The organism is Streptomyces lacrimifluminis (assembly GCF_014646095.1).
In the GTDB taxonomy this organism is placed as follows: Bacteria; Actinomycetota; Actinomycetes; order Streptomycetales; family Streptomycetaceae; genus Streptomyces; species Streptomyces lacrimifluminis.
This window is the reverse complement of sequence record NZ_BMMU01000060.1, coordinates 1-21,356: the sequence shown is the minus strand read 5'-3', so window position 1 is coordinate 21,356 and position 21,356 is coordinate 1. Positions and strand designations below refer to the sequence as shown.

Here is a 21,356-nt window from a genome sequence, read left to right as displayed (position 1 = left end):
GCCGACCAAGATCGTCGAGCACAAGACCCGCGACTCAACTCATTCTGAAACGATCAGTAAGACCTGCGACGGCAGCACATCGGTCGCCATGCCAGCCGACGGCAAGCCGCTGACGGACTTCATCGCCGATAGCCAGGACTTCCGCTCGGTCGTGACGACCCAGAAGAACAAAGGCGGCACCTGGGGTGCCGGCCACCTGTACCTGAACCTCAGCACGAAGGACGACACCACCGTCACCATCGACGACATTCACCTGGCCACCCGAGTCCCCCAGCGCATCAGTCCACCGGCATGGGTAGCGCTAACCCAGGGCGGCTGTGGTGGGGCCCAGGAGCGGCTCTTCGACCTGGACCTGGATGAACCCCGGCTCGTCGACAAAGGCGTCGTAGGGGACCTGCTGTCCGGCGACAAACCGGCTCCGTCCAACCCACTTGGGTCAGCATTCACCGTCAACGCCAAGGACCCAGCCGTTGTCCGCGTCGATGCCACCGCATGCAAGGGCAACTACGAGTGGAGTCTTGTCGTCGACTACACCTACAACGGCAAACAGCTCCACAAGAAGGTGGGCCCCTTCAGGACGTTCAGCACGACGGACAAGAACACACGCGCGTACGTACCGAACCTGTCAACAGGCGATGCCGGTGAGCCGCTACCCACCCTGGATCCTCCAACGGGATGCCTGACGACGGGCTGAGCTCTTCTGCAGTTTTCATCGCCACCCACCGCGCTTCTCAGCAAAGCCATGCCTGGCCGCGCCCGGCGCCAACCTCCCATGCACTGAACTGCGTAGTGGATTGAGGGGATCGCGTCAGTGCCCGGCCGGTCACAGCCGTGGACAGAGACACCGACCCTTGCGTGGACTCCAGCTGTCGGTTCAAGCGGAGAGCGATTCCGCAGGCCGCAGGCCCAGCCTCTGATCGGTGCCCCAGGCCCGGAACCGCTCCACTTCGGCGAACCCCAGCTTCGCGGCGAGGCGCATCGAGGCGGCGTTGGCGGTTTGCGTGCCGAGTACCACCGCCTCACCGGGAAGGACGCCTTCGAACCAGACCAGTGCCGCCGCGCACGCCTCGGCGGCATACTCGGACCCCCACGCCCGTGGCAGAAAAAGGAAGCCGAGATCGACCTTCCCCACGGCGGCAGGGCGACGGTGCTCCGTTGCTCTCCTGAGCAGGATCTGGCCGATCATCGCCCCGTCCAGATCAACGACGAAGCTCCCGGGCCACTGCCCCGGCACCTCGGGCAACCCGCGCTCAAGCTCGGCACGCGGGCGCGGTCCGCCAAGGTAGGTGTGCACATCTGGCGACGCCAACAACACAATGAACGCCGCACGGTCCCGGGCCTCGGGCTCACACAGCACGAGCCTCCCGGTCTTGATCGGCGCAGGCGGCCACGCAACGTGCCCGAGATCATCCATGCCAGCCAATCAGCAGGCGCAATAGCGATCAACACTCGCGGGCCCTCTTGACTTCTTAGCCCCCTGAGATGTCTTGACACAGCGTTGTGTCAAGGGAAAAACGCGGCGGGTGCGCCTCGGGTGGATACACGGCAGTGTCCCCGTCGATGTCGTCCACTCCCGGCCGGTGGACTCCACTCGGTGGAGTGGATGCCGGGCATCGTCGGTGCGCACCACGGCATCGGGTGCGCGGCATCGGGTCCACTCAGTGGCCGGCCTCCCGGCCGCGGTGCGGTCCGGGCTCCTGCGGGCGGTGCGCCTGCTGCTCGTCCTGGCGCACCGGCTGCGCTCCATCGGCATCGTCCTGTTCGGCGTAGCGGTCCGCGCGGGCGCGGGAGTCGTCGGCCGCTTTGGCGAACGTGTCCTGGAGGTGGCGCAGCCGCTCGGCAGTGAGATCGAGGGCTTCCACGTCCGTGCGGGACTCCCTCAAGGATCGCAGCGCCGTCAGGTCGATCGCCTCCCGGCGTCCGGCCTCCGGCTCCTGGTCGTCGTGCTCGGGGTCGGCGGCCGCGGGCGCGAGCAGCTGCTCGGGCATCGCCGCCTGCTGGTGCGCGACGACGTCGTACGCCCGGCCCCGCACGGCGGTGGCGGTGGCGGTGGTGGTGGCGGTGCGCAGCTTCTCCCGCACCACCGCGCCAGCGAGGACGGCCCGGTCGTACTGCAGCGGGATGCGGGGGATTTCCCACTCCCCCGCGTCCTGGCCCGGGGGCCGGGGCGCAGCCGGCTCGCCGGGATCAGCCGGGGGTTGCCGGTCCGGGCCGGGTGCGGGTGTTGGTAGGCGGCGCCGGGCGGGGAGGTCGGACAGGTCCCACCGTGCGGTGTAGAGGCGGTAGTCGGCCTCCAGGCCGCGCACGGTCTTCGGCTCGCTGATGTCCAGGCAGTACATGGAAATGGCGGCGGCCACGATTTGGTCGTCCAGGCCGGGGTCGCGGCGGCGGCCGCGCAGGACGAGAGCGAGGTGGCGGCGGGCTTCGGCGAGCAGGTGCCGGCGGTGGAAGCGGCCGCCTTCGTTCATCACAAACACGGTCGCGGTGACGTCGACGGCCGCCAGCGCTATGTCGACCACGGCGGCGACCCGGGCCCGGATCGCCGCAGCCGCGGCGCGGGCGTACTCATGGAGGGAGTTGATGACGTCGACGGCCACCCCGGAGGTGCGGATCGCGCTCTCCTTCCACTCCTTGCGCAGCTGCGCGAGCGGCCGGGTCTTCCGCTTGGGCGGGCGGGTCTTGCGGGCAGCCATCCCGTTCAGCTTGGCGCGGGCCCGCTCGGAGACCACGGGCAGGAACTTCAGCTCGCCGTCGTCGTCGACGGCGGTGACGTACTCGTGCTCCAGGTCCTCGAGGCAGGCGGCGATCTGGTCGCTGCGCCGGGAGGTCCAGCGGATCAGCTCGTGCGGCACCCCGGCAATCTCCATCGCCGGCCGGCGCCCCGGCGTGACGGTGCGCGGCTCGGTCGCCAGCCCCAGCACCTCGCAGACCTCAGCGGCCACGATCTCGTTGTAGAGCGCGGAGGCGGCCACGGTGTTCTCGTGCAAGGCCAGGGTGTGGATCGACCCCCACTTCCCGTCCAGACGCTGCCCCTTCACGGACAAAAGCAGATGGTCATGGAGCAGCGGCATCCCCGACCGCGCCTCGTAGTGGCGGAAGCGCGCGGCGACCAGACCGCCGGGCGGCCGCACCCGGTAGATGCCGTCCTTGCCGTACCCGATCACCGCGACCTCGTCCTCGAGCCACTCCAGCACCCGTCCGATCGCCCGCTCGTGCGCGGCCTCGATCACCCGCCGCGTCTCCTCATCCCCCAGCGCCCACAAGAGATAGATCGTCGGCTGTGGCCGGAAGACGAAGTCGACACCCGTGACCGTCACCCGGCGTCCGAGGGCGCCGGCCTTGAACGCCTTCTTCGGGGAGTCGCCCTTGGCGAGCCGGTCGGCCTCGATCCGGTCCGCGAACGGGTGTCGGCCCCGCTCCCCGAACAGGTTCCGCAGCTGCGCCTCGGTGACCTCCTGCCCCGGCGTCAGACCGAGCACGGCCAGGCCGCGGCCCATCCATCGCCCGGCCGGGACCCCGGCTCGCTCCTGGGCCTCGCGCAGCGGCGTGCGCGGTGGGCGGCGGCCGTCACCGACAACGGTCTCGCGCAGGTAGTAGCCGTATATCTGACCGGCTCGGATCAGCTTGATTTCCACTGTCATGGAGACCACGCCACACGGCCCTGAACTGCAAGAAAAGGCCGATCAGCGGTACGTCCCGCCAGGCGGGAGCAGAGGCCGAACTTTCTTCTCAGGTGCCCGCCAGGCGGGAAGCGGCCCCGGGCCGAACGCGAATGTCATCGCTCTCCGGCAGCCCTCACACCACGACCCGACGACACCAACAAGCACCACTGAAGGGTCCGCAGCCGGATGCCGGGCCGGTCGGGGACGGCGAACCCACGGTCCGCCAGCAGCGGGCGGACCTCCCGGATGGCCCGGCCGATCGTGGAGGACCCCACCTCGTAGATCACGCCCAACGCCTCATGGGTGAGCCCGGTCCCCAGATGGACCAGTGTCACCAGGAGCCGGTCTTGGCCCAGCTGCGGGGATGCCGGAGCTGACGATCGCCGACGTTGAACAGGCGGAGGCGGACTCGCTGAAGTACCGGTACGAGTAACGCCGACCTGCGAGTGCTGAGCGGGACAAGCGGAAGCGATTAGCCGACCGGAGCTGGCCCGTCGCCGTGGCCGGGACCCCGAAGGAAGCGTGGACGCTCTGCTTGTCCAGGACCACCCACGTTCTCGCCGTGCTCGACGACCTTCTTCTTGAAGCCTTGGTCGACCAGTGCCTTGGTCACCGTGTCGCACTGCCCGGCGACACCGTCCAGCAGGGCGATGCCGGCGGTGTTGTCGTGTGCGGAGGCGGGCAGGACGACGCAGTCGATGACCAGGCCCACACGTCCACGGCCGGGCATCTCTTCCTGCTCACCAGCCGGCCGAACCCCCAAGCCAGCACGCCCCAAGATCAATCGCGGGTCAGCCCGTTAGAACTCGCTGTCGATGCCGGTGACGATCGCCGCGCCCAGCGGGGCGTCCTCCTCGCTGAAGCCGCTGTCGCGCAGCGCCGTGGAGACCAGCCGTACCGCTTCGCTCTCGGCCCCGGACTGGTCCGCGGCCTCGACCTCGACCCGGGCCGCGAACATGCCGTCCTCGTCGACCGTCAGCAGGCTCAGATCCTCGCTCTCACCCAGGTCCGTGTTCTTCGGGTCCTGGGGTCGGAGGCTGCGCTCGACGGCGGAGCAGGTGTCCTCGGAGATTCCGTGGACGAACGTGCCGGGCACGGTGATGACGAACGTGGTCACAGGGACTCCTTCCGCGGGTCCGCCGGGCGCCGGGTTCCGCGCGCGGCGGACAGGACATGGCCCGTCCGGACCGGGGTGCGGGCGGCCAGAAGCACGACGCCAAGTCGGTCAGTGCATGCCCCGGCATCGCGTGCCCTCCTGACGTTCGTCCGCTGGTTCCCGGCTCGTACTCGATGCGCCTGCCCCGCCTACGGCCGGGAATGCGGACCTCGTCCTCTCTCCGTTTCCGGGGCACTGTCACCGAGGTGCCGCCCGCTACCACCTCGAACCGGGCGGTGATAGCCCCAACGGGACGCTCTGGAGCGCTGCCCCGTTGCACGCTGGGGTCAGCGAGAGGGGAACCGGCGCCGGAAGCGGGTCACGCGGGGATGGTGCGGACGGCCGTCCGGTGTCGCAGCGCGGGCCGGGCGCGGCACTGGAGCCGGATGCGGCGGGCACCGTTGAAGACCGGTGAAGGCCGGCATGGTTGCCTCGCCCGCTACGAAGATCACAACCTGTTCGTGATCCTCGAGGGGAAGCCCCTCGTGCGCCCCACCCGCCTACCGCCAGCGCCGCCGCCGTGTTCTCCAAAAACTCCTCCACCGCGTTCTTGAAGTCGGCGACCGCTCGCGCGGTCGCCTTCAGGTACTCGGGGTCACAGGCTGCGTCCATGGCGGTGATCCTCACATGGGCAACCGCGCACCCAACAGTGTCCGCCCGGGGGTGCGGTGGCAGCGTCGAGCGCTGGCACGGGTGTGGTGACATAGCGGGCGTCGCCGAAGAGCAGGAAGGCGATGGCGGCGGCGATCCCGTCGGGTTCGCCGATGCGCTGCAGGCGGAAGCCGCGTCGGAGGGTAGGTCCGTGGTGGTTCAGCTTGTCGGCCGGCCCACGGCTGAGGCAGTCGGCGAGCGGCCCAGATGTCGTCCCGCCCATGTCCTTGCTCTTCCTGCGTGGACGTTGTAGACGCCGCCGCCCTTGCCACTGGTCGAGCTGACCGGGCTGGTGCTGTTGTGGGTGGTCAGCGGTCCGGTGCCTCGGTCCACGAGCGCGGCACATACAGGGCTCGGTCGATGGCGGCGTGTCCGCGGGCGGCGGAGTACACGAGATATACGGCGACCTGGGCGTTCTCGACTCGGCCGGCCGTGCGGTGTACTGACGCTGGACGCCGACGGTCGCGGTGCCCTTCTTCAAATCGCCCGTCTCGTCGACCACGAGCACCGCCTCGGTGTCGCGCAGGTGCTCGACCACGTAGGCGCGTATGTCGTCACGAATCGCGTCGGCGTCCCATTTCGCCCGGTGGAGCAGGTGCTGCATGCCGTCCGGAGTGGCATCGCCCGCGTGCTCGGCCAGGGTCCAGCAGTTCTTCCTCGGCAGGTCCGACAGCAGCCCGGAGACCAACTGCCGCACCCGGCGACGGGGTTCAACTCGGGTGAACCGGCCGGCGATCCGGCTCATCAGTCCTTCGAATGCCTCCTGCCAGTGGGCAGGCACTACGCCGGCGTCCGAGGCCGCCGCGTGATCATTGGTTGTCCACACAACACCCCATGATCAACGGCGGCCTCGGACGCCACCGAAGCCAGTAGTCGGGCCCCTCGACTCGGTAGCGAACGTCGACACCGGCAATGAACCGCAGCTCACACACGAGCCGACGGGCGCCGTCCGGCGCCAAGCGGTGCGGCGCCAACAGCAGCTCCAGCTCGTCATAGCGGGCGTCGACTCCGCCGTGGCCCGGATGGCTCTCCTGTCCGACCTCGCCCGCCTGCTGGCGCTCATACCACCTGGCGTAGATCGCCCACTGCTCGCGCTCCAGCTCCGCCACCGCCTCGCTTGCGGGCCAGACCTGGTACTCATCGACTTCATGGCTGTGGTCGTAGCCGTACATCTTGAAGTAGTGAGGCTTCCCGTCGATGTCAGCAAGGCCGGCCAACGGTTCGCCGTACCACTCCGACTCGACGTACACACGCTCGAAGCCGTCCACGATCAACTGCTCTTCGCCCCAGATCTCAGCCACCCAGGCAGGCTACCGGCGAGCAGCCTCCGTATCCATGATCACGATCTACGGCTGGAGTACTGGGCTGGCGGGGTGTCCGAGGGCGCATGATCCAGCTGATCGACCGATCGACCCACGCCACTCACAACTCCCCTTCCTCATAGGTTTTCTGACGCCGCATCGGGTCACTCGCCGATCACGGCCGGAACAGTCCCGGCCGGGAATGGAGATCTGATCATGAACCGGATACTGCGACGGTCGGCCGCGATTCTGACCAGCGCCACGGCGATGACGGTGCTGCCCTCGGTGACCGCGACGGCGGCCCCCGCACAGGCCCAGCCCTGCGTGCAGAAGGTCGCCGTCGTCAACAACGCGGGTTTCGTCCTGTCCTGGGCCGCCTCGGCCCGCACCGGCGAACAGTCGGCTCCGACCGACGACTACCCGATCAACCAGACCAGGATCATCGACCTATCCACCACCGCCCTACCCGAGGGAACCGACATCCGCCCGTATGTCGAGGCGGTCGGCGGGACCAACGAGTACGGCAGTTCCTACGTGTCCTACTGCGACAACGGCCAGACGGCCACCTACAGCGTCACGGGGACCACTTTCGACTACTCGGTCACCCTGCTGACCTGAGCTTGTCCTACCTTCCAAGCGTGGGTCTGAGTTGGTCCTTCGTAAGAAGCTGTGTCTGAACCTCTTTGCGCTGCTTACGGGGGTATGCAGCGGGACAGGTCTCTGTTTGCCGTTCGGACCGGCGTCCATCGACGCTGATTCGAACGGCGGGTGACGGGTTCTGGATCGTCTGTCTCAGCTTCTGCTGTGGCTCAGAGTGCGCAGTGCATGATGTGGAGCCCGACGTAGCCCTTCGAGGGATGCCGGAAGCCCTCCGGCAACGTGCCAAGCACCTCGAAACCGACGGACCGATACAGTTTCACCGCATGCACGTTCGTCTCGACGACCGCGTTGAACTGCATCGCCCGGAAACCGGCCGCGCGCGCCCACTCCACCGTGTACTCACACAGTGCTCGGCCCACGCCCTGCCCAGAGTGCGCCGGGTCGACCATGTAACTGGCGCTCGCGATGTGCGAGCCGTTGCCCATGTGGTTGTTGTTCATCTTTGCCGTGCCGAGGACCGTTCCGGCGTCGTCGACGGCGACGACCGTGCGGTTCGGGGCCGGCAGGAGCCACCAGTCGCGGCCCTGCTCCTCGCTGAGATCGATCGGATAGGTGAAGGTCTCACCAGCGGCAACGATCTTGTGGAAGAAGGGCCAAATGACAGGCCAGTCCTCGGTGTTGGCTTCCCTGATCAGCATGCAGACAGGATGTCGGCCCGCGCCATGGGACCGCCAATGCATTTCGCACCCCTGGGGCCGCATCACGTTTTCGCTGGCCACAAGGCCATGGAGCTGGGTGCTGATCGGGCATGTCGTTCGGTTGAGCGTCGATGGACGCCGAATCGAACGGCAGTTGGAGGAGTCGTCAGGCGGCTGCGGCGAGGGGAGTTGGGACGCCTCGGTCCGACGGTTGCGTCGGGTGAGGCGGCGGGTCGCTGACCGAGGGCACACCGTCGCCGGTCACGTCCCCCGCAGACAACGCACTGGCCTGCCGGGGGCGGGGTCCTCGGGCCCACATGGTCTGGGGTGTGGTCGGGGTGGGCGGTGGTCGGCGGTCCCCAGGCCGTGGTCGGGCCTGAGGTCGGGTGCGCGAGCGTCCCCCGCCCCTCATGCCGGCGGCGCGCCCGGGCCCTTGTGGGCCGGGCGCGCCGTCGTTTCACATGCTGGGGCGGGTGGCAGGGTCAGCCGCCCGCTCCCGGTGGGTGGTGGTGTCAGTGGCGGGCGTCACCGTGGCGGTGGCCGCGGTCGCGGTCGCGGCCCCAGGACTCGTCGTCGATGAAGCGGCCGTGGTCGTTGCGCAGGGTGGCGGTGTCACGGTCGTTGTTCCACACGTAGTTGCGGCGGTCCTGGTAGAGGTCGGTGCGGGTGTCGCGGCCCTCACCGGTGTGGATACGAACCGTCGCGCGGCCGGCCAACCGGTAGTCGTCGAAGGTGAAGGTGTGGCCGGAGGCGTCCTTCAGGGTCCAGCCGTCGAGGTTGACCGTGTGGCGGGTGGTGTTGGTGACGTCCACCCACTCCCTGTTCAGCGACCGGTTGGAACGGTCGTCGCGTCCCGGGGAGTCGTACTGGACCGCCGAGATCTCCACCTTCGGACGCTGCGGACGGGCATGGTCGGCGGACGCCGGCAACGCCGCCACCGAGACCAGAGCACCAGCCGCAAGCGCGGCAGCGGCCAGACGACGGGCAGTGACAGAAGCAGAAGCGGACAAGAAGTCCCCCTGAGGGTGCGGGCACCCTGCCCCCGTAAGCGGCCTTGCGGCCGCCGTGGGAGTCGGTGCGGTGTGCGGGTGACGGCCGGACTGGCCGCACACCCACACCCTGCCCACCACACGCAGGACTTGGGCAGAAAACATGGACTGTGTTACTGCTTGCCCATATTCCTGTGACTCTCACCTACCTCATACATGTATGCGACTGATGCCCTAGGTTGACGACCCGATACGATCCCGCACCCGTGCAGGAGTTGGCCCCGCCCCCGCAGCCGCCACACCACGCCACCCCCGGCGCCGCGCAGGCCGTCACCCGAAAGTGAGTAACAGACCCCGCCTTCACGGCAGCCGCAGGTGAGCCGTAAGCAGCACCCCACCAGGACCCCAGAACCCGGAAGACTCCACTGGCTCGTACCGATACCGGCCTGGCAGGACAGTTCGGCGCGACTCCTCCTACCGGTGGCGGCACCCAGCCCGCTGGTACCGCGCCCGGCCCGACCTCTCCCCCGGCGACGTCGAACTGTTCGGCAAGCCTGGACAGCCGACGCTGCCGCCTGTGCTTCAGCGTGCCTTCGGCAACGCGGCCAGGGCGCGGCGGTCCTCGCCGTGGCCGGCGGCCCGCACGCCGGCTGATCGGGCCGTGCGGCAGAGCCGTGGTCAGCCGGCGGGTCGCGGCTGAAGACCCGCGCTGGGGGTGCGGAGACCGGTCACTGGCATTTCTGCGTGGCGCGGGGTGCGGCGTTTTGGCCGCGGGTGATCTGGAAGTTGATGGGGATGTCGAAGTCGGGGGAGGTGGCGTCGGTGTGGATGAGCTTCGGGAAGTCGGTGATGACCAGGCGGATCCATACGGCGGAGGGGCCTTTGATCACCACGGACCGGCCGACGTCCCCTCCTTGTACCTGGCAGCTGGTCCATGGAGTGATGACGGAGTAGACGACGCCGGGGATGTCGTTCCCGGCCACCGACTGCACGCTGATGGTGACCAGGCCGTCGTCGGTGCTGGCTGGGCGGGAGGAGTGCGCGGTCAGCAGCGCGGTCCCCGGTGTCAGCAGTGGTGATGGCGAGGACGGGGATGGTGAAGGGCCGGCGGCTTGATTTCCGGCCGCGTGCGAAGGGGACCGGGTGGCGGCGTCGCTAGGCGACTTGCCCGGGGAGGGGCTGTGTCCGCTGCCGGGCAGCAGGGTGATGTACACCCATGCCGTGGCCGCCGCGGCGGCCAGCGTGAAGGCGCCGGCCACCACCGGCCACCGGCGACGGGACCGTGGCGCACCTGCTCTGCTGGTGGACTCAACAGGGCCGGGCACGGGTTCGGTCGGCTCCGTGGCGGGCGCGGCTGGCGGGTGGGCCGGACTGCGGGGGGCGGCCGGGGCGGCGGGCGTTCGGGCGGCGTCGGCTTCCATCCAGCGCTGCCGGCAGGCCGCTACCGCCGTCTCCCCACCCAGCGCCCAGGCGACCGGCTCGACCGTCTCCCAGCGTGGCAGGCGTTTGCCGTTGAGCATCTCCGAGATGGTGCCCTCGCGCACGGTGGCCTGCGGGTAGCGGCGCCTGCTGCGCCGCACGAGCTGGGCATAGCTGGGTTTCCCCGCCTCGCGGTGCAGCTGCTGTAACCACACGGCGAAGGCAGCGACCGGATCGGGCTGCCCATCAGCACGTTCGCTGTCGTTCGCTGTCATTCGCCGTCCTTTGCGCCGAGCGTCGACCGTGGCTGACTGATCGGCACCGCCACACATCCACGCGGCACCGTACCGCCCGCTCCAGGAGGTTCCCCTTGCTAATGCCGGCACTCACCTACACCAGCGCAACCCCCGCCCCGGCCACCGGTCGGCTGATGGCCACCCCCCTCGCTCTCCTCGCCCCCGCACGCCGTACCAACACCCTGGACGGCCCTATCGCACCGGAAAAGGACGGTTCACGGTGAACAACGCAAACGGGGGCGGGCTGGACGCGCGCACCGCGCTGCTGCTGCTCGCCGGCGGGATCGGAACGTACATCGCATTCCTCCATCCCGCCTTCGGCGTCGCCATCCTGGTGGGCATCAGCGTGATGACCACTCTCCACGTCCTCCTCAAGTAGCACTGATGAAGGGCTCTTCAATGCCTGTTTTCGCCCTCGATTCCGCCCGCAGGTCAGCGCGGTTTTCACCGGGCCTTGGGCAGCGTGGCCAGGGTGAGGCGGTCCTCGCCGTGACCGACGACCCGCCACACCGGCTGATCGGGCCCCTTCCGGGTCAGCTGCGCCAGGGTCGTGGTCGCCACGATGATCCGGTAGTTCACGCTGTGGACACGCTGGGCGCGCTGGTGGAAGGCCGCTTCCCGGGTAGCCGGGGCCGCGCGGCGCGGGGCCGGGGCGAAGACGAACAGCACCGGCGGGAAGGGCCGGTCCAGGGACGGCCCGGCGTAGGTCTCCTGCCAGTGGCTGCGCGGGGCACGGGCGGCGTTGCCGCGGCCGCTCGCGGGTGCGTTGCGGTAGGCGTCGTAGCGCTCCAGCTTGGCGACCAGGCGGGCGTAGGACATCGTGCGGTCGATCTCCACGAACGCCCTGGAGCCGTCGGCCAGGAGCACCACGCCGTCGGGCACCAGGGAGTCGGCCGGAGTGGGGTGGGCGACTTCCACTTGCCAGTCGGCGTGATCGGCCGCCTCCGCCTGATGGAAGGCGACGACGGTGTCGACCAGCGCGAGGCCGTGCTTGCGCTCGCGCCGCGCGCACGCGATGCGCGATCGTGCGCCGCCTGGTGCGTTGCCTACCAGTGGAGCAGAACCTGCTCGATAGAGAATCCGGGACCCATGGCCGTGACGAGGCCGGGAGTACCCGGGGGTGGGGGTGACTTGAGGGCTCTGTGCAGGACGTCCAGGACAGAGACAGAGGAGAGATTGCCGCGGGCTGCGAGGGACTGGCGGGTGAGGTTCAGCGCTTGTGGGGGCAGACCCAGGGCTTGTTCAACTGCGGTGAGGACCTTTGGCCCGCCGCCGTGCACGATCCAGCTGCCGATCTGGCTGGGCGTCAGGCCGTGGCGGTTGAGGAAGTCGTGGGCGGCCTTGGGGACGTATTCCTCAGTGAGGGTGGGGACTTCGGGGGCGAGAAGGATCTTGAAGCCGTGCGAGCCGATATCCCATCCGAGGATGTCTTCGGTGTCCGGGATGAGCCAGCTGTGGGTGTCGGTGAGCTCAGGGCCTGGTGCACCGGGCCGGTGTGTGCCGAATGCTACGACTGCGGCTGCACCGTCACCGAAGAGGCCGCCGGCGACGACGTTGGCCATGGAGGTGTCCTTTTGGCGGTATGCCAGCGAGCACAACTCGACCGCGAGGAGGACGGCTACGTGGCCGGGATGGGCGCGCAGGTAGTCGTGAAGGCGTGCGAGGCCCACGGCTCCTCCGGCGCAGCCGCTGCCGAACAGCGGGATGCGTTTGACGTCCTGGCGTAGTCCCATTCGGTGGGCGAGCCGGGTTTCCAGGGACGGCACGGCCAGGCCTGTGACGGTGGTGCTGAACAGCGCGTCGACCTGTTGCGGGTCCACGCCTGCCGTGCGGAGGGCTCCGGTGATTGACTGCTGGCCCAGGTCGAGGGCCGTGTCGAGCCAGATGCGGTTTCTTTGGGTGAAGTCGTCCTCTGCGATGAGGTCGAGGAGTTCATCCAGCGGCAAGGACATGTGGCGGGCACCGACGCCGGCATTGGACTGGACTTTGCGCGCCAGGTGAGTGCGTGCTGCGGACTGCGTCGGCATCCGGGCGGTCAGGGCGGCGGTGAGCTCTGACTGTGCATAGCGATAGGGAGGGAAGGCCGTGTGGAGCGCGGCCAGCCGGGGTCCATGCGTCTGCGGGTCTGTGATTCGTGCTTGTGTCGTCAGTGTCATGCGCTCAGCCGTTGTCTTTCCCTGCGGTCGCGGTCACCGGCAGTGAGGATCTGACGTTGATGGGTGTCCACCAGTTGGCGGGGCCCAGGGCCGCCATCACGGCGGGTACGAGTACGCCGCGCACGAGCACCGCGTCTACGAGGGCGCCGAGGGCGATGCCGGCCCCGATGAACTTGAGTAGCGTGAGGTCGGATGTTGCCATCGCTGCTGTGGAGACCACCAGCGCGGTCGCGGCGCAGGTCACCAGTCGGCCGGTGCGGGCCACGCCGTCGATGATCGCTGTTCGGTTGTCGCCGTTGCGCTGGTATTCCTCTCGGATGCGGCCCAGGAGGAACACCTCGTAGTCCACCGAGAGGGCGAGGGTGACCAGGAGGATGAACAGCAGGGCGGGCGTGTCCAGCGAGCCGGTGACGGTGAAGTCACCTACCAGGGCGCGACCGTGACCGTCTTGGAAGAGGACGACGAGTGCTCCCAGACTCGCTCCTAGACTGATGACGGCCACGGCCAGAGCCTTCAGGGGGGCGACCACGGTGCGGGTGAAGAGGACGAGGAGGAACGTCAGTCCGGCGGCGAGCAGCGTCAAGCACCGGGGCAGGGCGTCGCGGACCGCTTGTGCGGTGTCGGCCACTTCTGCGGCCCGGCCTCCCACCAGTACGTTGCCGGGTGCAGAGGTGTCTCTGATCGAGTTCACCAGGTCAGTGGCACGCTGTGTGTCGGGAGCTGCCGATGTGGCCACCAGCAGGACGGCCGCAGCCTGGTGCTGCCGGCCTGCGGCTTTGCCGGCGGGGATGGTGCGTTTGACCTGCACGGCGGTGACGTGCGCAAGGTCGATGAGCTGGGCGCGGTAGGACATCGCCTCATTCGCCGCGTGGGGTCCGGTGACGCTGACGGTCAGGATTTGTTCGGGGGGTGCAGCAAATTCCGCGCGCAGGTGCTGTGCGGCTTGTGCCGCCGCTGCGGTGGGGGGCAGGGCCCGGTCGTCGGCCAGGCCGAGCCGCACGTGGAAGAAGGGCACGGCCAGCAGGGCAAGCAGCAGGACCGTCAGTCCTCCTGCCAGGGCTGGGCGCGCGGTGACCTTGGTGGCCGTGCGCCGCCAGAAGGGGCTGTCGTCGCCGGCGCGGGCGCGTCGCCAGGGTGCCATGGGGTCCCAGGCCAGGAGGCGGGGACCCAGTAGCCGCAGGATGGCGGGCAGTACGAGCAGGGCGATGAGCGCCGCCATAACCGCCACGGTCATGCCTGCCAGTGCCAGGCCGTGGAGCATCGGAACCGGTACCGTCCAGGCGGTGGCCAGGCAGACGGTGATGGCGGCGGCCGAGAAGGCCACGCAGCGGCCGCTGGATCGTAGGGCGGCAGCCAGAGCCCGCTCCCGGTCCATCTGGCGCACGGTTTCTTCTTGGACGCGCGACAGCAGAAAGAGGCTGTAGTCGACGGCGAGTCCCAGGCCGAGCGCCGCGGCGGCGTTCACGGCGAGCTGGGAGACTTCGGTGAACTGGGCCACCAGTGCCAGAACCGGCAGCGAGCAGCTGACTGCCGCAAGGGCTACGACCACGGGCAGCAGGGCGCGGACCAGGGAGCCGTAGGCGAAGACCAGGAGGAGGATGAGGATCGGTGCGGCCAGCAATTCGGCTGTGCGCAGGTCCTGTGCGATGGCGTCGTTCATGGCGCGTTGGGTCAGCATCGCGCCGCTGGCTTGAAGTCGCAGTCCCGGGACGGCCGCCCGGGCTGCGGCGACGACTTCGGGCGCGGCCTGCTCCTGCTGCTTCTGCGTGCCGTTCAGCTGGGTGGCGACCAGCAGGCTGTGCCCGTCTTTGGACCGCAGCCATGGATCGCCGGTTGTTGTCGCCGACCAGACCGCTTTCACTTCAGGTCGCCGGGCCAGGGCCGCCACCACGGCGTAGCTTCCGTCGGCCACTCGTGCTGCAGAGGCCTTGGGCATGGATGCGGAGTCGGCGTCGTCTGCAGGGGATGACACAGAGAACACCAGATCGGGCGCGGGCACGCCCAGTTGCTGCGCCTGCCGGTGCGCCTTCAGCGCCTCGGCATTGTGGGCGACCGTCCCTCCTGGGCTCAGTTGCGAGACCGCCCACGGTGCCAGCGCGCCGGCTAAGAGCACCGTCAGCGTCGCGCATGCCACGATCAGCCAGGCGCGCCGGCGCGTTTTTGCCCGTAGTGGTACCTCATGTTGTGCCTTCTGGTTGTCTCGCATCAGGCGGCCTCGAACAGCAGCACGGCGTTCTGCCCGCCGAACCCGAACGAGCAGCTGATTCCCGTGCCCGTGGTCAGAGGGCGTGGGCTGGCGGCCACGATGTCGAGTTTGTGATCGCCGTCCTGGAACTCGAAGTTCGCCACCGGCGGGATGCTGGCGTGCCGCAGGGCGAGCACGGTGTAGGCCGCCTCGATCGCACCGGCTGCCCCGAGCGAGTGGCCGATCACGCCCTTGGGCGCTGTGACCGGTGGCGGCTGGTCGCCGAAGATCCGGGTGAGGGCGGCCGCTTCCACGGTGTCGTTGGTCGGGGTGGAGGTTCCGTGGGCATTGATGTGGCCGATGTCCTGCGGTCGGCACCCCGCGTCCTCCAGCGCCGTGGTCACAGCCTGGATGACGCCGCGGCCCTCGGGGTGCGGAGTGATGGGGTGGTGGGCGTCAGCGCTGGATCCAAAGCCGCGCAGCAGGGCCTGGACGGACACGCCGCGGGAGCGCGCGGCGGTCAGGGGCTCGAGGACCAGGACGGCGGCTCCCTCGCCCAGGACGAATCCGTCGCGTGCGGAGTCGAAGGGCCGGCTGGCGAGGTGGGGCTGGTCGCGGCGCCGGGACAGGGCCCGCATCCGTGCAAAGCACGCGGCCGTCATCCGGGAGCGGGCGGACTCGGTGCCTCCCGCCAGCACGATGTCGCACGTTCCCGAACGCAGCAGGTCGCGGGCTACGCCGATCGCGGTGGCGCCCGAGGCGCAGGCGGTGGACACGGAAAAGTTCGGTCCGCGGGCCCCTAGATCGATGGCGACTTCGCCGGCTGCCATGTTGGGGTTGCTGCGCGGCACGCTGAGCGGGGAGACCCGGTCAGGGTGGCCCGCCGAGAGGTGCTGGAAGGCCTTTTCGTACGCGGTCAGGCTGGTTCCCCCTACCCCCAGGACGACGCCGACGCGCTCAGCCCGCCAGGTGTGCGGGTCGAGGGCCGCGTCACGGACCGCGCGCCGGGCGGCCACCATGGCGAACTGGATGAAGTCGTCCAGGCGGCGTGTGATCCGGCCGAGTTCTGCTTCGGCGTCAAGGCCGGTGATCTGACAGGAGAAGTCGACCGGCAACCCGTGAAGAACGGGATCGGCGGCCGCGGTGGAGCGGCCCGCGCAGAGAGTGGCCCAGTTGGCCTCCGGGGTGAGTCCCGCTGGAGTGACCAGGCCGAGGCCGGTGACCGCGATGTCAGTGGGCATCGTCGAAACCTCGTGCCGCTTCGCCGAGCGTCGCGGACGGTGAGAGGTCCAGGGTCTCCTCGGAGAGGATGATCCCGAACTCTTCCTCCGCCGCCACGACGAGTTCCATCAAGGACAGGGAGTCCATCCCGAGGTCCTCGAAGGTGGTGGCGGGCTTGAGCTCCTGCGGGAGGACGGGCACGTTCAGGTGTTTGGTCAGCAAAGTGACAAGGAGGTCAGGCAGCGCGTGCCGCTGTGCCGGCAGGTCAGCCGCCGATTCGGCTGCATACGTCATTCTGTGTCTTCCTGTCTGATGGGGCGTCAGGCGGCTGGCCTGTTCGCGTTATTGATGCGTCCCGTCGGCGTTCATCCGGGCGTAGACGTCGCGGGCGCGGGCCGCCCGCGTCTGGAGAGCCTCGACATGCAGGCCGATCCGGGATTGTGCCTGCTGTCCCGCCGGGCCGAGCGCCGGCATCTCCATCACGCCGAGCGCTCGCAGCAGGGGTAGGACGACGTGCTCGTGATGGATGTCCAGGTTGAAGATGCCCGCTGCTGCGACGCGCGCGGCCCGTGCCCGGAAGCCGGCGATCGCCGTGCCGGGCATCTCGAAGCCGCACAGAACGTCCGCCAGGGCTGCCATCGCCTCGTCGGGGAATGCTTGCAGGGCGTCGTGGTACAGCCCTCGGTAGAACAGCATGTGCAGGTTCTCGTCGGCCGCGATCCGGGCCATCAGCGCCTCGCCCACCCGGTCGCCGCACAGAGCGCCGGTGTTGCGGTGCGCCTGCCTGGTCGCCAGTTCCTGAACGGTCACATACGCCAGGCAGTGCAGCGGAGAGAGCCAGCCGGCGGACCACCCGGTCGCCATGTGGTTCATCCGCAGGCGTTCCAGAGCGACGGGATCCACCGCCCGGCGGGCATGGATGAAAGCCCGCAGCGCGCCCGCGTGCCGGTCCTCCTCGGCTGTCCACCGGTGCACCCACGCGCCCCAGGCACCGTCGCGCCGCAGACGGGTGGCGATCTCGAAGTGATAGCTGGGGAGGTTGTCCTCCGTCAACAGATTGATCACCAAGGCGTCCTGTACGGCCCGGGGCAGAGCTGACTGGTGCAGCTCCCACGCCGCGCCGCCAAGCGGCCCGTCGAAGTCCTGTGCCGCGCTCCAGGGGACGAACTGGTGCGGCAGCCAGTCTTGTGCGAAAGCCAGGTGCCGCTCCAGCAGCCGCTCGACCGACGGCTCCAACTCCCGCAGCACATGCTCCCCCTCGGCGCACGCCACGGCCCACCCCCCCCAAGCGTCTCGGCAGCCGGATGTATCACCGTTTGAACGCCGCGAGGAGCACCTGAGAAACGGCCTTCCACTCGTTCGAGCGAGGCACCCTCCACTGGAGGACACCGCCCGGGGCCGACGGTGATAGTGGTCTCTCACGCCGTCGGCCGCCCCCTTCATTCCGCCGGGAGCCACATAAACCGGCCGTGAGGGAAGGAAAGGTGTGAACCCCTCGACATTCTTCGAGCTGCCCGCGGCACTGCTGGTGCTGCTGTTCACCGTTGCCGTCGAGCGTCTGACCGAGTTGTGGCTGTCTTGGAAGCACGCGCGCTGGGCGAAGTCGGCGGGCGGGCTGGAGTTCGGACGAGGACAATTTCCCTTCATGGTCGCCGCGCACATCGGGCTCTTCGCGGGCATCCTGACCGAAGCGGGAGCCGGGCACCGGCATTTCCTGCCATACGTGGGCGGTCCCGCCCTGTGTGTGCAGGTACTGGTGCACGCCGGCCGCTGGTGGTGCGTGCGCTCCCTCGGGCCTCATTGGAACACCCGCGTGATCGTCATCCCCGGCATGCCCTTGATTCGCCGCGGGCCATACCGCTGGCTCCGTCACCCCAATTACCTTCTCGTCGCCGTCGAAGGCATCACCCTTCCCCTGGTCTTCAATGCCTGGATGACGGCAGTGCTCTTCACCGCCGCCAACGCGGCTGTTCTCATCGTGCGGCTCCGGACCGAAAACGCCGCTCTGCGCCTCGCGGCATGACATCCCGCCAGACCGGTGAGGGCCGCCTGTTCTGGAGCCCCACACCGAAGTACGCAGAGTGCGCCCCGCCCCTGCCGCGTTCCAGCACGGTCTGACACCTGGCCCGCCAGTCACTGGCGCAGCCCTGCCCGGTGCAGGAGCGGGGGCGCCACAACTCGGTTCCGGCGCTCACCTCACGCGATGCACCAAAGCAGCACCGACTTGCGTGACTTATGCGGATTACGGCTGTTATGTGAATGGGCTGCTCGTGAGCCCTGACCGGAGTACCCGCCCCTCTTGAGGAGGACGTTCACCATGAGCATCTGTCACACCCTCCAGCGCGCCGCCGTCGCCGCCACCGTCGTGTCCGCATCACTGCTGACACTGCCGTCCCCCGCGCAGGCGGCACAGCTGCCGCCCGCATGCCAGACGGCCATCGCCGAGTTCCAGGACAAGCTCCCCGTCCAGCAGTTCACGGTCCCCGACAAGGTCAAGAGCACCCTTCTGCAGGAGCTGCTCATGCTGAGCGACGCCGATCAGCAGAAGTTCACCGAGAGCGCGTGCAGTGCGTGGAACACGTGGTCCACCGCAAACGCGGCGGCCGTGGCGAAGGACCTCGACACCCGCTACCAGAACACCCCTGGCCTGGAGTGCCAGAAGTTCGTCAGCGCCACGATCGGAACCCTGCAGAAGTACTCACCGAACATTCCGGCGGCGACCCGCCCCATGGAGACTGTGGCCAAGAAGGTCTGGGGCAACGCCATGCAGAAGCTTTCCACCGCAGCAACCAACACCACCTGCCAGCAGGCCTACAGCAACGCCAAGGCTGGTTGGTGACAGGCAAGCCACCACGGAGATCACATCCCGCGCTCCACACAGCACCTGCCCGCCGCCAGCGCGCGGGTGCTGCCCAGACCGCTGAGCACGGATGACGGGAAGCCCCAGGGCGGCGAGGCGTTCGGGCGGGGCCGGCATGTCGGTAACGGCGCAGACCAGTACACGCCCGAATCCCTGTGACCTTGGCCATGGGCGTAGTCGCTTGTGGTCCACCCACACGCCCGATGACGGATTCGGAGTGGGACGTGCTCGAGTCGTTGCCGTCGGCGGTGCCCGCGGCGGAGGCCCTGAGTATTTGTCAAATCCTGTGGACCGGACGAGGTTGCACGGTGCGGCTGTCATGGATGGAGTTACGGTCGGCCGGGGATCTGGCCGGTCGTGACATGCGCTGCGAAGCGTCTCAGTGCGCGCGGATTCCGAATTACGTGCAGGTTCGCATCACCGGCGTGGGTCGTGATCGCCGCGAGGAGGAGCGGTCGGCTCCGGCGTCGGTAGGCCCATACCCACCGCCAGAAGTCGGCGCGTTCCCGAGAGCGTCGGATCGCTCGCCAGGCGCAGCGCGAGAACGAGAAGTCCAGCAGGATGACGGTGTCCGCCGCTTGGAGCCGGACGTCGGGGACGTCGTAGGGCCCGAGGTCGCCATCCATGATCCAAGCTTCATCTCCGACGAGTTCACGTTGGACGGCGGCCCACTGATCGGGAGGTGTCGCTTCAAGGCCGGGTCCCCAGAAGTGCCTGTCCAGCTCGATGACGGGAAGCCCGGTGATTGCGCCCAGGCGAGCCGCGAGGGCCGACTTCCCTGAACCGCCCCGCCCCGCCCCGCCCCGCCCCAGGAGCACGACTCGCTTCATAGCCGCCATAGTTCCAGGCTGGCTCTGGGACGCCTGCTCGTTAACGGTGCGCAGCGCACCGGTGTCATGCTGCAGCGGCCTCGGGCCGTTCGACGAGGCGACCGTTTCGAAGCGGGCGTCGGCGCGGACCAGGGCGACGAGGCGGGCGCCGGTGACCGCGCGCCAGCGGGCCTGGGCGGATTCGACGAGTTGAACACCATCGCGAGGGCCGCGGCCGGGCTGCCGGCGCCGCGGGTGGCCTTGGTGCGGAGCTTGACGGTGGAGATCCGAAGTCCAAGGCCGGTCTGTACGGGGTGATCCGCCGTGATACCCAGGCGGGGATGTCGTTACGAGCTGACCTTCCGAGGGGGCTGATCAGCGTTCCTCGTGATGAGGACTCCTCCGGCAGCGCCGTGGGGGAACGACCCGCTGCCGGAGGAGTCCTCTCCACGCGTGTCTGCCCACTGCCTCACCGTCCAGCCCTCATCTCACTCGCTTGAGTGGCAGGGCGAAGGCACATGCGACTCACCCCGTCAGGACCACCGACACCGTCGCAGCGACGATCGTGACCGCAGCCAGAGCGACCATCACCGTCCTCACCCCCATCACCCGTCGAGCTGTGCAGGACGCGAGGGCAGCCCCGGTGGAACCATCCACGGCGCGGGCGAACGTTTCCCCTGCACTGCCTGCGTCGGAAGGGCTCCGGCGTCAGCCTCCCGCAGCTGCACGCACCACACGCAGGTGTCCTCTTCATGGCCGACAAGCCGGGGGTCGGGACCCGGGTTGGGGCAGTTACCGAAGGCTTCCATACCTGCTCAACGACCCACTCATGCCAGGCGGCCGGCACATCACCCATTTGCCGCCCCGTCCAAGCTCAGCTCAACGCCCCCGCGAGGGCCTGGCACTGTGACGGCGTCAGACCCTCGAACGGAGCGCCTCAGGCACCACTCCGCTGGACGAACTGGCTGGCCTAAAGGCACCCGGCTCGGCTTACGAGCCGAGGTGACCGGGAACGCCTTGTCGTCCTCGTCTCGGCGAAGAGCGAGCCGGCCGCCATACGGAAGATCTGGAAGCGGCTCACGGACGCGCTGCCCATCGATGTGCTCTGCAGTCTCTTCCCCGGCCCCGACGGCACGTACCGCATGAGCATCCCCATGGACCCCGACGTCCTGCGCCGACTGCGTCGGCAAGCAACGGCAGAGGGCGAGACGCCCGAGAGATGTGTTCAGGACGCGGTCGCGCAAGCACTGGCCCGCGACCGGTCCACGCGCCGCGCGCGGCTTGATTGCTCACTGAGCTTCTTCGAGCTGGCCACCGATCAGGTGACGGTCCACGAAGCACAACGAGCGAGGC

The 21,356-nt window shown here is 68.8% G+C and carries 21 protein-coding genes and 4 pseudogenes; 8 read left to right on the top strand and 17 right to left on the bottom strand.

Going from position 1 to position 21,356, the window contains the following annotated elements; translation table 11 throughout:
* Nucleotides 1-694: hypothetical protein (locus tag IEY89_RS38770; RefSeq protein WP_189152230.1), on the top strand; the 694-nt coding region annotated here is incomplete at its 5' end.
* A gap of 180 nt (nt 695-874) precedes the next feature.
* On the opposite strand, the gene IEY89_RS38765 is transcribed toward IEY89_RS38770, so the two are convergent.
* From IEY89_RS38765 to IEY89_RS42150, 3 genes are all read right to left on the bottom strand, one after another.
* Nucleotides 875-1,414, bottom strand: coding sequence for a GNAT family N-acetyltransferase (locus IEY89_RS38765; RefSeq protein WP_189152229.1), 540 nt, complete (start codon nt 1,412-1,414; stop codon nt 875-877).
* Between the two features lie 244 nt (nt 1,415-1,658).
* The gene (gene mobF / locus IEY89_RS38760) at nt 1,659-3,641 is read right to left on the bottom strand and encodes a MobF family relaxase (protein ID WP_189152228.1); all 1,983 of its coding nucleotides are present in this window, start codon (nt 3,639-3,641) and stop codon (nt 1,659-1,661) included.
* Nucleotides 3,642-3,775: 134 nt separating this feature from the next.
* A complete protein-coding gene (locus IEY89_RS42150) occupies nt 3,776-3,997 on the bottom strand; it encodes a transposase family protein (protein WP_189152227.1) in 222 nt (73 codons plus the stop codon).
* 3 nt (nt 3,998-4,000) lie between these two features.
* Here IEY89_RS42150 and IEY89_RS42145 point away from each other — a divergent pair.
* Nucleotides 4,001-4,095: pseudogene (locus tag IEY89_RS42145) on the top strand (MSMEG_1061 family FMN-dependent PPOX-type flavoprotein); the annotation flags it as partial.
* A 39-nt stretch (nt 4,096-4,134) separates the two neighbouring features.
* Here the strand turns inward: IEY89_RS42145 and IEY89_RS42140 are convergent.
* The 4 genes and pseudogenes from IEY89_RS42140 to IEY89_RS38735 all read right to left on the bottom strand — a co-directional run bounded on the left by IEY89_RS42140 (nt 4,135) and on the right by IEY89_RS38735 (nt 6,770).
* Entirely contained in the window at nt 4,135-4,392 is a 258-nt protein-coding gene (locus tag IEY89_RS42140) for a hypothetical protein (RefSeq protein ID WP_189152226.1), read from the bottom strand.
* Nucleotides 4,393-4,461: 69 nt separating this feature from the next.
* Nucleotides 4,462-4,779, bottom strand: coding sequence for a hypothetical protein (locus IEY89_RS38745; RefSeq protein ID WP_189152225.1), 318 nt, complete (start codon nt 4,777-4,779; stop codon nt 4,462-4,464).
* Between the two features lie 1,001 nt (nt 4,780-5,780).
* Nucleotides 5,781-6,214: pseudogene (locus tag IEY89_RS38740) on the bottom strand (IS701 family transposase); the annotation flags it as partial.
* Nucleotides 6,215-6,278: 64 nt separating this feature from the next.
* Nucleotides 6,279-6,770, bottom strand: a complete 492-nt coding sequence (locus tag IEY89_RS38735; RefSeq protein WP_189152224.1) for a hypothetical protein — start codon at nt 6,768-6,770, stop codon at nt 6,279-6,281.
* Between the two features lie 216 nt (nt 6,771-6,986).
* On the opposite strand from IEY89_RS38735, the gene IEY89_RS38730 reads away from it, so the two are divergent.
* Complete coding sequence (locus IEY89_RS38730) at nt 6,987-7,388, top strand: hypothetical protein (RefSeq protein WP_189152223.1); 402 nt, start codon at nt 6,987-6,989, stop codon at nt 7,386-7,388.
* Between the two features lie 191 nt (nt 7,389-7,579).
* Here IEY89_RS38730 and IEY89_RS38725 read toward each other — a convergent pair whose 3' ends face one another.
* From IEY89_RS38725 to IEY89_RS38715, 3 genes are all read right to left on the bottom strand, one after another.
* Nucleotides 7,580-8,068 carry a GNAT family N-acetyltransferase gene (locus tag IEY89_RS38725; protein WP_189152222.1) on the bottom strand — a complete coding sequence of 163 codons (489 nt, stop codon included), beginning with the start codon at nt 8,066-8,068 and terminating at the stop codon, nt 7,580-7,582.
* A gap of 512 nt (nt 8,069-8,580) precedes the next feature.
* Nucleotides 8,581-9,078, bottom strand: coding sequence for a lamin tail domain-containing protein (locus tag IEY89_RS38720; RefSeq protein WP_189152221.1), 498 nt, complete (start codon nt 9,076-9,078; stop codon nt 8,581-8,583).
* A gap of 707 nt (nt 9,079-9,785) precedes the next feature.
* Nucleotides 9,786-10,751 carry a hypothetical protein gene (locus IEY89_RS38715; RefSeq protein WP_189152220.1) on the bottom strand — a complete coding sequence of 322 codons (966 nt, stop codon included), beginning with the start codon at nt 10,749-10,751 and terminating at the stop codon, nt 9,786-9,788.
* A 101-nt stretch (nt 10,752-10,852) separates the two neighbouring features.
* On the opposite strand from IEY89_RS38715, the gene IEY89_RS38710 reads away from it, so the two are divergent.
* Nucleotides 10,853-10,996 carry a hypothetical protein gene (locus IEY89_RS38710; protein WP_189152219.1) on the top strand — a complete coding sequence of 48 codons (144 nt, stop codon included), beginning with the start codon at nt 10,853-10,855 and terminating at the stop codon, nt 10,994-10,996.
* A complete protein-coding gene (locus IEY89_RS38705) occupies nt 10,993-11,151 on the top strand; it encodes a hypothetical protein (protein ID WP_189152218.1) in 159 nt (52 codons plus the stop codon). The genes IEY89_RS38710 and IEY89_RS38705 overlap by 4 nt, the downstream gene beginning before the upstream one ends.
* Nucleotides 11,152-11,216: 65 nt before the next feature.
* Here the strand turns inward: IEY89_RS38705 and IEY89_RS38700 are convergent, their stop codons facing one another.
* The 6 genes from IEY89_RS38700 to IEY89_RS38675 form a co-directional block, all read right to left on the bottom strand.
* Nucleotides 11,217-11,825, bottom strand: a complete 609-nt coding sequence (locus IEY89_RS38700; RefSeq protein WP_506004859.1) for a replication-relaxation family protein — start codon at nt 11,823-11,825, stop codon at nt 11,217-11,219.
* The gene (locus IEY89_RS38695) at nt 11,819-12,928 is read right to left on the bottom strand and encodes a type III polyketide synthase (RefSeq protein ID WP_189152217.1); all 1,110 of its coding nucleotides are present in this window, start codon (nt 12,926-12,928) and stop codon (nt 11,819-11,821) included. Before IEY89_RS38695 ends, IEY89_RS38700 begins: the two co-directional genes overlap by 7 nt.
* Before the next feature lie 4 nt (nt 12,929-12,932).
* Complete coding sequence (locus IEY89_RS38690) at nt 12,933-14,864, bottom strand: MMPL family transporter (protein WP_229695692.1); 1,932 nt, start codon at nt 14,862-14,864, stop codon at nt 12,933-12,935.
* 269 nt (nt 14,865-15,133) lie between these two features.
* Nucleotides 15,134-16,354, bottom strand: coding sequence for a beta-ketoacyl-[acyl-carrier-protein] synthase family protein (locus IEY89_RS38685; protein WP_189152215.1), 1,221 nt, complete (start codon nt 16,352-16,354; stop codon nt 15,134-15,136).
* A complete protein-coding gene (locus tag IEY89_RS38680) occupies nt 16,344-16,628 on the bottom strand; it encodes a phosphopantetheine-binding protein (protein ID WP_189152214.1) in 285 nt (94 codons plus the stop codon). Before IEY89_RS38680 ends, IEY89_RS38685 begins: the two co-directional genes overlap by 11 nt.
* Before the next feature lie 48 nt (nt 16,629-16,676).
* Nucleotides 16,677-17,606: an acyl-ACP desaturase gene (locus IEY89_RS38675; RefSeq protein ID WP_229695691.1), complete on the bottom strand. Its 930-nt coding sequence runs from the start codon at nt 17,604-17,606 to the stop codon at nt 16,677-16,679.
* Nucleotides 17,607-17,820: 214 nt separating this feature from the next.
* Here IEY89_RS38675 and IEY89_RS38670 point away from each other — a divergent pair, with 214 nt between their 5' ends.
* Together IEY89_RS38670 and IEY89_RS38665 are read left to right on the top strand one after the other, a co-directional pair.
* Nucleotides 17,821-18,357, top strand: a complete 537-nt coding sequence (locus tag IEY89_RS38670; protein WP_229695690.1) for an isoprenylcysteine carboxyl methyltransferase family protein — start codon at nt 17,821-17,823, stop codon at nt 18,355-18,357.
* Between the two features lie 294 nt (nt 18,358-18,651).
* Entirely contained in the window at nt 18,652-19,173 is a 522-nt protein-coding gene (locus tag IEY89_RS38665) for a hypothetical protein (protein WP_189152213.1), read from the top strand.
* Between the two features lie 915 nt (nt 19,174-20,088).
* Here the strand turns inward: IEY89_RS38665 and IEY89_RS41340 are convergent.
* Nucleotides 20,089-20,287 (bottom strand): annotated as a pseudogene (locus IEY89_RS41340) (IS256 family transposase); the annotation flags it as partial.
* Between the two features lie 870 nt (nt 20,288-21,157).
* Here IEY89_RS41340 and IEY89_RS38660 point away from each other — a divergent pair.
* Nucleotides 21,158-21,356 (top strand): annotated as a pseudogene (locus IEY89_RS38660) (hypothetical protein); the annotation flags it as partial.